Source organism: Pseudomonas sp. 09C 129, assembly GCF_002843625.1.
GTDB classification, from domain to species: Bacteria; Pseudomonadota; Gammaproteobacteria; order Pseudomonadales; family Pseudomonadaceae; genus Aquipseudomonas; species Aquipseudomonas chlororaphis.
In genome coordinates this window covers 2,778,630-2,789,529 of the sequence record NZ_CP025261.1, presented here as the reverse complement: position 1 = coordinate 2,789,529, position 10,900 = coordinate 2,778,630, and the positions used below count along the sequence as shown (strand labels likewise).

The 10,900-nt window shown below is 62.0% G+C and carries 1 protein-coding gene; it reads right to left on the bottom strand.

What is annotated here, in order from left to right:
• Positions 1 to 23 precede the first annotated feature (23 nt).
• On the bottom strand, positions 24 to 10,760 hold the full coding sequence (locus CXQ81_RS12805; protein WP_101337367.1) for an SDR family NAD(P)-dependent oxidoreductase: 10,737 nt from the start codon (positions 10,758 to 10,760) through the stop codon (positions 24 to 26).
• Positions 10,761 to 10,900 lie beyond the last annotated feature (140 nt).

Here is a 10,900-nt window from a genome sequence, read left to right as displayed (position 1 = left end):
CTGTTCTTTAGTGGCGACTGCATTCATTTCAACAGTTCCTTAACGTCGTCCAGGGATTTCTCGTTTTGGATAATCTGATCGAGCATCGCGATGACTTGTGCATCCTGAAACGGCGCAACCTCGCTCCCGGCCCCATGGGCGAAGTCGGGGTGCTGCTGGATATGCGCATTCAGCGCCGCCAGCGATGGGTTCTCATGAAAGGCTCGCGCGGAAAGTCGCACCTGGAAACGCTGCTCCAGGGCGTGGGCGAGCTTGATGGCCAGAACCGAGTCCATGCCGTACTGGCGCAGCGGTTTGTCCACCACCAGTTGCGCAGGGCTCAGCCCCAGGTGTTGTTCGAGGAATGCCAGGATGAAGGCATGGACATCCTCGTTAGCCTGGCGGGAAGGTTCCGCTCGCACAGGCTGGGCGATCGGGTCGGGCAAGGTATTGGCCGACCAGCACGGGGTCCGCAGGAAAGCGGTCAGGGGCAACGAGATGCGCCGGCCTTCAAGCGCAGGGCGAGCCGGCATCGGTGTTCCCTCCACCCAAGCCGCGGCCAAGGCATGCAGAGCGTCACTGCTCGGCGAATCGGGCCAGGCCGCGGGCGCCAGAGACTCCAGCACCGGGTTATGGCCGCGATACCCCAGCGATACGTCGTCGAAACCGGCCAATACCGTGCGCAATTCGTCAAGCGAATGCACCACCCAGGCGGCACGACACTCCAGCGGCTCGCGGCCCTGCATCAAGGTGAACGCAACGTCCTCGAGCCGCAGCTCAGGGTTATCCGTGATCTGCTGCAACAAACTCTCGGCGAGTTGCGCCAGGCGCGGTGCATCCGGCGCAGACAGCAGCACCAGGTGCGCTGTATAGGCTGGCGCGGGTGCCGTCTCGCAAGGCTGTGGGGCTTCCTCGATCAGGACACAAGCATTCGAACCATTGATCCCGGTGGTGCTGACCAGGCCGCGGCGACGCTCTCCTGGTGCCACCTGCCAGGATTGCCGGCTGAGTACCGGAGCAATGCCGGACCGGTCGAAGCCAATGTATTCGTTGACCTGTCGCAAGCCTTGCAACGCAGGCTTACAGGCATGCCGCAGCGCCATCAACATGGCCAGCAGGTCCACGACCCCCGATGCGGCGAAGCTATGGCCCAACCCCGGTTTTATCGAGCTCAGTGAACAGGGCTGCCGGTTGTCCTGAGCAAATACCTGCTGCAACGCCTGTACTTCGACCGGATCGCCCAGGTGCATGCCGATGCTATGGGCCAGGACCAGCTGGATCTGCCCTGGCTCAAGCCCTCCGGTGGCAAGGGCCTGAGCGAAGAGTTCGGCCTGACGGGCCGGATTCGGCGCCAGAATGCCGTTGGTACGCCCGTCGTAGTTCACCGCACTGCTGCGAATCACGCCGTAAACCTGATCGCCATCGGCCAGCGCCTGGCTCAACGGCTTGAGCACCACGGCAGCCACCGCTTCGGCCGGAACCAGGCCGCTGGCGTCCTGATCAAACACCCGGCACACAGGCTCCTGTGCCAACGGCATGACATCGGCCAATACCCCCAGCTCCCTGGATGAAATCATCAGGCTGACGCCACCAGCCAGGGCGATGGTGCACTCACGGTTATGCAAGGCGCGGCACGCCTGATGTATCGCCATCAGACCGGAGGAGCATGAAGAGGTCAGGCTGTAGTTGGGGCCATTGAGGTCCAGAGCGTAGGCAATTCGCGCCGACAAGGTGGCATTGCGGTTAGCGTTGATGCGGCCTGCATCTGCCAGTTGCTCGCCGTAGAAACTCTCTTCGGCACCGACAAACACACCACACTGGCTGCCACGGATCGAAGCGCCGAGGTAACCGGCGTCCTCGAACGCATGCCAGGCGGCTTGCAGGAACAGACGTTGCTGGGGATCGATCACTGCCGCTTCATGGGGCGAGAGTTCGAAGAACAGCGGGTCGAACGCCTCCACGCCATCGATAAAACCTGCGTAGAGCCGGGACTGCGTGGCAAAACCGGCGCTCTCGGCCCGCAAACCGCGACACGCCGAGGCGGCTTGAATCGCCGATGTGCCCTCGACCCAGTTCCGCCACAACTGCTCCACCGAATCCGCACCGGGGAAACGACCGCTGACGCCGATGATCGCGATCGGCTCATAGGTTTCGGGCGTGTTCGACGACGCCGATTGCGGCGCCATGTGCGGCTTGTCTGCCGGGACAACTGGGGGACTCTGTGGCGCCGGGTCGCGCGTCAGGAAAGCCAGCAGATCATCGACGCTCGGATTAGCAAAAAAGGTCGCGGGGGTCAGTGCGCAGCCCAGTCGTTGCGACAGTTGCTTGCCCAGTTGAGCCAGCTTGATCGAGTCGAAACCCAGCTCTGTCCAGTTCAGGCTCGTCCGGACACGCTCCGCCGGCAGCTTTATCTGCTCTTCGATAGCCTCGAACACCCATTGGCGCACCTGCCGCGCGTCGACCGGGGCCGACGACGGTTGAACCGGTATGGAAACGCCCGGTGCAGGCTCCGCTGCCGGCGCATGGCCCGACAGGCGACGCTGCAATGGGTTGTTGCCACCTACCAGAACGATCGCCTGAGGCACGGCCGAGGCGAGAATCTGCTCGAAAAGCGCCAGGCCGTCGGGGGTCTCCAGATAGTCCTGGCCACTACCGTCCAGGTAAAAGCGTTCTTCGCGGCGGCTGTTGAGCCCCATTGCCCCATCGCGCCACAACGGCCAGTTGATGACGATGTGGCGCGTCTGACTGTCGAGGTTCTTGGCCAGGGCAAATGCGCTCTGGTAACGGTTCGCCACGGCATAGCTGCAGGAACCGAAGTCCCCCAGAATCGCGGACGACGACGAAAACTGCACATGCCAGGTCAGCCCTTCAGGTTCGAACACCCGGGACAGGACGCGCGTTCCTTCGACCTTGGCCGCGAGCACGCGCTGGAAGTCAGCCAGGTCGATCGCCTCCAGCGTGGTGGTCGGTGCAGCCCCCGCCGCATGGATGACCCCATGAACCTGCCCAAAACGCGCTTTGGCTTGCTGTACGGCGCGACGCAGGCTGATTTCATCGCTGACATCGGCCTGCACATAAAGCAGGCGCCCGACACCTCGATCCAGCGCCTCGATGTCCCTGACGAGGGCCGGTGTCAGCGCTGAACGCCCGGTAAGGACCAGGTTCGCTCCCTGGGCATGCAGGCGACGCCATAGAAGCTGCGCCAGAGCCCCCATCCCGCCGGTGATGAACCAGGTCTTTCCCGCCTGTTCGACCCGGGGGCTGTCGACCAGCGCCAAGGCCTCGGTAACAGCCACATGGCGAATGCCATCCCGATAGAACACGCTGTCCTCTTCAGCGGCCAGCGCCTCTGGCAACACATGAAGGGCGAACCAGTCCGCCATCGACAATGCACCTGTGCCGGGGGTGTCCTGGCAGGCCAGCAGGCTGACCCGCGTCTGCGGCATGACCATCGGCAGCGAACGCACAAACCCCATCCAGCTCTCGACCTGGGCCTGCAACCTCGGCAGTGGATAACGAGCCAGCAGGAACAGTCGATGGACCGGTAACTGTGCCGCCATCATTGCCTGGATGCTGTACAGCAATCCTTCATAACGCTCGCAGTAATAGAGATCGCAGGCGCCCAGTGCGTGGTAGCAGATATCCACGTCGGACCAGCGTTGGCGCACCTGTTGAAAGGCCGCGGTGAAGCCCTCCAGGTCGTCACGGGCGAGCGCCACCCCATTGCTCAGGCCAGTGGCTTCGCCGTCGCAGACCAGGAACATCACCGTGCAACCCGGGTGCGCCTGTTCGATGACCAGGTTCAGCGCCTGGCCGCGCTCCGCACGATCGACCAGACACAGGACTCGCCGCACCTGCGCCGACGAATGACGGCTCTGCCGTTCCTGTGGCTGCCAGACTTCCCGGTAAGTCAGCACCGGTTGCTTGGCACGCGACTCCACCTGCGCGCTTTCCCTGAGCGGTGAAGACGAGTTCCCCACTGCCGTCGGAGTCAGGCGGCGCAGGTCATGGCTCGGTGCAAGCCAATAGCGGTCACGACGGAACGGATAACCGGGCAAACTCAGGCGTTGCGGTTGCCGGACATGGCACTGCGCCCAATCCACCGGGTCGCCCTGCACCCAGTTGTCGATCTGCTGTTGCAGCGCCTGGCTGGTCCATGGCGCTGCGCTATGCACCGGCGGCAACGTGGGCTTGCTGCGGGGCGGAGTATCGCCGATGGCCAGCCAGGCCAGTTGCGACCAGTCGGTATCCAGTATCTGGCCCAGGCATTGGCTCAAATGGGCCATGTCCCGAACGACGAACCCCAGGCGCCACTCCAGGGTCTCGCGGCCTGTCTGTAATGTGAATGCCAGACGACTCAGGTGAGTGTCGTCGAGCCTTTCGTTGTGCAGGTGCCGCGACAGATCGTCGACGCGTTGCCGCAGTTGTTCACGGCTTTGCGCCGACAACACAATCGCACTCACGACAGCGCCAGGCATGTGGGCTGGGGCCTGATCATCCTCGGCGATCAACAGATGGGCATTGGCCCCTCCTGCCCCGAAGGAGGACAGGCCGGCAATCCGCGGCACCAGCCAGGTCTGGCCGTCCTGTTGCCTGGTCCGACGCTCCCAGGCTTGAGCCGTCTCCACGAGGTGCAACGGCGTCTGGCTGAAATCGATACGCGGGTTGCACGGGTGGGCATGCAGGGTCGGCGCCAGCATGCCGTGTTTCATCTGCAGCAATATTTTGCTCAGGCCCGCCATGCCGGCGGCGCTTTCCGCGTGGCCGATATTGGACTTCACCGAGCCCAGCGCGCAGGTCTGGCCGGATGCCGTCAGCCCCGTATAGGCACCTACCAGCCCCTTGATTTCAATCGGGTCGCCCAGGGCGGTCCCGGTGCCATGGGCCTCGATGTAGCTGACATCCTGGGCCGCGATTCCCCCACGCTCGAGCGCTTTGACCATGAGCTGGGACTGGGATCGTGGACTCGGTACGGTGTAGCCCGACGTGCGTCCCCCGGCGCCGATCATGCTGCCCTTGATCACCCCGTAGATATGGTCGCCTTCTCGCCTGGCCTGCCCCAGGGATTTGAGCATCACCACGCCCACGCCTTCACTGGCGACGAAACCGTCCGCCCGATCGCCGAAGGCACGGCAGGCATCGCCGTGGGAGAGCATCTGCATGTAGGACAGGCTGGAGAGATGCACCGGGTCGGTAATCAGGTTGACCCCGCCCACCAGGGCGCTGGCGCAGCTGCCGCAACGGATGCTTTCGGCAGCCAGGTGCAGCGCACTCAGGGACGAAGAACAGGCCGTATCCAGCGCAATGCTGGGACCTCGAAAGTCAAAGACGTAGGACACGCGGTTGGCGATCGACCAATAGCGCGAAACCAGCGGATAGTCGCTGTTCATGACGCCGACAAACACCCCGACATCCCCTCCGTTCGAAAGCCCTTGGGGGGTGTAGCCGGCATCCTCGATGCAACTGTAGGCGTGCTGCAGAATCAGCCTTTCCTGCGGGTCCATCAACTCGGCCTCGGCCGGAGAAATATGGAAAAAGACTGGATCGAATTCGTCATGCCCCTCGATGAAACCGCCCCAGCGCGTATAGCAGCCGCCGATCAATTCGGGGTCGCTCGAAAAGCCGGTGCGCCAATCCCAACGCTGCGCGGGAATTTCTTCGATGCAGTGCACCCCCTTGAGCAGGTTGTGCCAGAACGCGGGGAGATCGAGCGCCTGGGGATAACGACCGGCCATGCCGACAATCGCGATATCGTCGTCACGGTTGATTGTCAGCATCGGCAACCGCGGTGCCGCAGACGAGGCCTGTACTGAAGTCGCTGCCCCCTGCTGCGGTGTCTCGAGCAATGGGCCTTGAACGCGGTTGGTGTCGCTAACGTCCGTCTCAGCCCCGAACAGCCTGGCGCAGGTATCGGGCTCGTGAGCCAGGAAATAGTCCGCCACTTCGTCGATGGTCTGGACATCGAACAGCAGGCTGCTGTCGACTTTACCGAACAACTCGCCCAGGGCATTGGTGATGTACACCGCCGAGATCGAGTCAACTCCATAGCGCACCAATGGCGTGCTGTCATCGAGTTGATCGAGCGGAACCTCCAGGGCATTGCTGACCAGGGCTCTCATGCGCAGCACCGTATTGCTGCGCAAATCCGCGCCAGACGACACCGCGGGCTGGCTGCTGGCGGAGGGAGGATCCTCGGCCGTCACACTGCCGAAAAGCCCTGCGTAGACCTGAGGCTGAACCGAAAGAAAATGGTCGGCCAGCTCTTCAATCGTCTGCAAGTCGAACAACAAGGTGCCATCGACCTTGCCGAACACCTCACCCAAGGCGTTGGTGATGTACACCGCCGAGATCGAGTCGACGCCATAACGCACCAGCGGCGTACCGAGATCCAACTCGTCAACAGGCACCTGTAGGGCCTCACTGACCAGAGTCTTCATATGAGCCAACGCCCTGTCGCGCAGATCACGCACCGGCTTTGCCGAGTCTCTCGCTGGCAACGGCGCCAGCCCCCCATTCGCTTCGGCGGGCAACGACGCAGCCAGGGCGGCGACCTGAGGTGCAACAGCCATGGCCGCGCCCAGGGGCTGCGGCAGCAGTGCCTGCATCTGCAGGTCCGCGCGGGCCAGTACCCCGGCCACATCGCTCACCGTGGCGTACCGATCGCCGATTTCCAGCGCACGATCCAGCAGCATGCCCGGCAAGATATTGAGCGCGTTGAAATCGAGCATGCGGATGAAGCCCAGTTGCGAAAGCGAACTGCGCAGCAGGAACTCGACGGCCGCGATGCCCTCGGCGGTATCAATGCAAGCAACGCCGATGTTCGCCATCCGCTGACGATAGTGCTCGGAAGCACCCGCGCCGAACTCGCCCCAGTAGCCCCAGTTCATGATCTTGACCGGGAACCGGCAAACGTTGCGCAAGTGATGGGCAAAGGCATCCTGGAATACCGACCCTGACGTGTAATTGCTCTGCCCCGCGGTCTTGAGGAAGGCCGCCAGAGAGGAGAAGAACAACATGAAGTCGAGCGGTTCATGGCCGAACACCTGCGCCATGTTCACACTGCTTGCGACCTTGGTGCCTAGCACCAGGGCGAACGTTCGCTCCTCCATGCTCAGGACACTCTGATCGTGGAGCACGATGGCCGAATTGATCACGCCATGAATGTGCGCAAAGCGTTGCTTGATCTGCCGATGGGCCTCGGCAAGCGCCGCCGGGTCGGTTGCATCAGCCTGAAAATAGATCGGCACATGAGACAGGTCGCGGAAACTGTCCAGTTCCGCGGTGATGCCTTGCTCCAGGCTGCGCCTGCCAAGCCAGATCACGTTGGCACTGTAGTGTTCGATCAGATAACGGCTCAGGGCCTTGCCGATGCCACCGGCGCCACCGAGGATCACATACACCCCATGCCGACGGAACGCCCAGGCCTCTTTCGCCAGCGGCTCATGGCACGCCATCAGGCATTGCCGGTACCAACGGCCTGCACGCAAGGCCCAGGTTTCCCCCTTCGAGTCGAAGGGCAGCGTCAGCAGTTGCTCCACTGGCCAGGGGCGAGTCCCGTCCAGGTCAATCATCCGGAAACGCCATTTACGCATTTCCTTGGCAAGCACCCCTACCAAGCCGTGGACGGAGGCATGGGCGGCAAAGACCGGCTCGGCCTCGTGCACCGATTGAGCCTGGGATGTGACCAGCGTCAATGACAACTGACGGGTATGGCAGTCTTGCGAAAGCAGCGCCTTGACCAGTCGGAACAGGTTCATCATGCCTGTTTCCTGTTCTTGTATCAGGTCGGCTCCAGGCGTTGGAGCAATCCACAGGATTTCATCGAACGCCCCTGCGCGGGCCAGCAGGCGATCACACGACTCGCGACTGGCCAGCTCCTGATGGTCGGCATAAACGCGCTGCGGCAACAGCCTGGACAGCTCGGCTTCGATTCCATCCTGCGTGCCGATCTGCAATACCTTGAGAGGCGCGGGTGCTGGCGTGGCAAGCCATTCACAAGGTTGCCACTCGACCGCCAAGGACACATTCCTACCCGGCGTGACAGCGACCGGGGCGACCTCGACCGGGACACGTTTCGCCGCAGAGAAATCCTTGATCGTCAATGCGCTGAACAGCGCGCAAAGCCGCCCGTCGACATCGAGCAGCTGGATATCGAAGACCTTGCCGTCCCCTTGCGCCGCATGCGAGACGATGCACCACATCTCGGATGAACAGGCACGATGCAGATCCGCCCGTTCCAGGGCAAAAGGCACCGGTAGCCAGTCGCTATGATCGGCCCCCAGATAAAACCCGATGATCGCCTGGAACGCCCCATCCGCCATTGAAGGATGGAGCTGGTAGCTTGTGTCGAATGGCGCCAGGTTCAGTCTGGCAACTACGTGGTGCACCCCGCGGTGCAGGTATTCAATGGTCTGGTGGCTGCGCCCGTAGTCCAGACCGATGCTCGCGAAGTGGCGATAGCACTCAGCCCCCTCATACCGCCGATGACAGTGCTGGCCAATGAATGCCGGTACATCGAGCGCTGGCGGCGCGGATTGCTGCAGCCTGCCGATCGTGCCCCTGGCGCATGTCAGGTAGTCACCCGAGGCGTCCGTGCTTTCAATGATGAATGACTGATGGGCGCTGTCTTGGACGCTCAGGGTAATACGTGTGTCGAGTACTGCGTCTGCCACTTGTGCCGGCCTGGACCAGAGCAGTTTGTGCAGGCTCAGTGGCGCCTTATCGGGCGTCAATGCCTCATGTGCCGCTCTGGCCATCTCCAGATAGGCAACGGCCGGCAGTATCGGGCTGCCGTTGACTTGATGATCGGCCAGGAAAGGCTCCTGACCGCTGAACACTGAAGAAAACATCAGTGTTCCAGACTGATGCTGTCCGAGCAGGGGATGGGCATGAGGTCCATCTACCACTGGCGACGGGTAAGGTGAAAGCCGGGTATCGGTTTTCAACCAGAGCTTGTTCCGGGAAAACGGATACGTCGGCAGGCTGACGCGAGCCGGACGAACCTTGCCGTACAGGTTCGCCCAGTCGATATCCGCGCCATCGATCCAGGCGCGCAGGCATTGCTGTGGGTCAGCGCCGCCATGGGTGTCCCCGGGCACCGCCGGACGGGCTGTCGATTCGTTTATCCTGCCGTGCAGAATATGGGCAACCTGCTCATGGGCCCCATCGAGGAACTGCTCCAGTGACGCAATCGCCGCATCCACATCCTGGGCCACGAATCCGAGGCGCCAATCAAAGGCCTCCCTGCCCACTTGCAAGGTGTAGGCACACTCAAGCAGCTCCTGGGAGGTAGCGGCACCGCCCGCCTGGAAGAACTGCAACAACTGCCTGGCCTGGAGCTGCAAGGCCACCTGGTTGGGTGCGGACAACACCAGGACTGGAGGCACCTGCTGGCCTTGCTGAGCGACCGCCTGCGACGGCAGATACTCCGCAATGATCAGGTGGGCATTCGAGCCTCCGGCGCCGTATGAAGACAGGCTGGCCATGCGCGGACGCCGACGGCCCTGCTCATCGACCGCACACGGCCATGCCTCCAGATTCCGCTGCACATAGAAGGGAGAGTCGGTGAAGTTGAGATCGGGATTGATTTCATCGGCATACAGCGAGGGTGCCAACTGCCCATGTTTCATCTGCAGCAGGATTTTGCTCAGCGCCGCAACACCGGCGGCGCTTTCGGAATGGCCAATGTTCGACTTGACCGATCCGATTGCACAGAACTGTTTATCCTGGGTATAGGCGCCAAAGGCGGTGCTCAGTCCTTGTAACTCGATCGGATCGCCTACCGGCGTGCCGGTGCCATGCGCTTCGACATACTGGATGTGCCGGGGATCGATACCTGCCTTGTCGATGGCCTCCCTGATCAACGCCGATTGCTGCTCGGCGTTGGGCACGTAGTAACCCGTGGAGTGCCCGCCGTGATTTATCACACTGGCCTTGATGACCCCATGGATTCGGTCACCATCGAGCACAGCCTTGGCCAGGGGCTTGAGCACCACGACACCGACACCTTCGCTGGGAATATAGCCATCCCCTCCCCTGGCGAAACTGCGACAGCGCCCCTTTTGCGAAAGGAACTTGTTGTCCTTGAGCAAGCGGTACTTGTTGGGGTGCAAAGAGAGATTGACACCACCGGCCAACGCCACTTCGCACTCTTGCAATTGCAGGCTCTGGCAAGCCAGGTGGATGGCGGTAATCGAGGACGAACACATGGTATCGAGCGTCAGGCTCGGGCCATTGAAACCGCAGAAAAAACTGACCCGGTTCGCAATGGATGCGGCCACACCATTCGCCGCCGTGCCATCGCTGACCAATGAAGCTTCAACTCCGTAGAGTTGATACTCCTGATACATGGCTCCCGCGAAGACCCCCACCCGGCTTTGCCTGGAATGCCGCTCGGCCACCGACTTGCCCAAGGTCCTTCGGGTGTAGCCGGCGTCCTCGATGGCAGCATAGGCACATTGCAGGAAAAGCCGTTCCTGCGGATCGAGCTTGGCGGCATCCCGCGGAGTGATGTTGAAGAACAGCGAATCGAAGCAATCGGCATCCTTCAGGAAACCGCCCCAGGTATCGCCAGAGCGCTCTCGTTGCGGGTGTCCCTGTTGCCAGCGATCTTCGGGCAGCCTGGATACACAGTCGCGACCTGAGGCCAGGTTGCGCCAGAACTCATCAAGGTTTTCAGCCATGGGATAACGACCGGAGACGCCGATGATCGCGATGTCCTGAAAGTCCGCCTGGGGACCGCCGACCTTCTCGTTATCTGGAAAAAATGCTGGTGTATTCATGATGCCACCCGAAAGTTATTCAAATAGTAGGAGGTTGAGGTTTCCATCGGGCACAGGCCGCCTATACCACCAGGACGGGCCACCGTCGGGCTTCATCCAGAGGCAGGGTTAATGCGACGTTGATTCCGGTTTTGGAACGA

Coding starts and splice junctions, on each gene's coding strand:
- CXQ81_RS12805 (WP_101337367.1), bottom strand. CDS start 10,760: ATGAATACACCAGCATTTTTTCCAGATAACGAGAAGGTCGGCGGTCCC.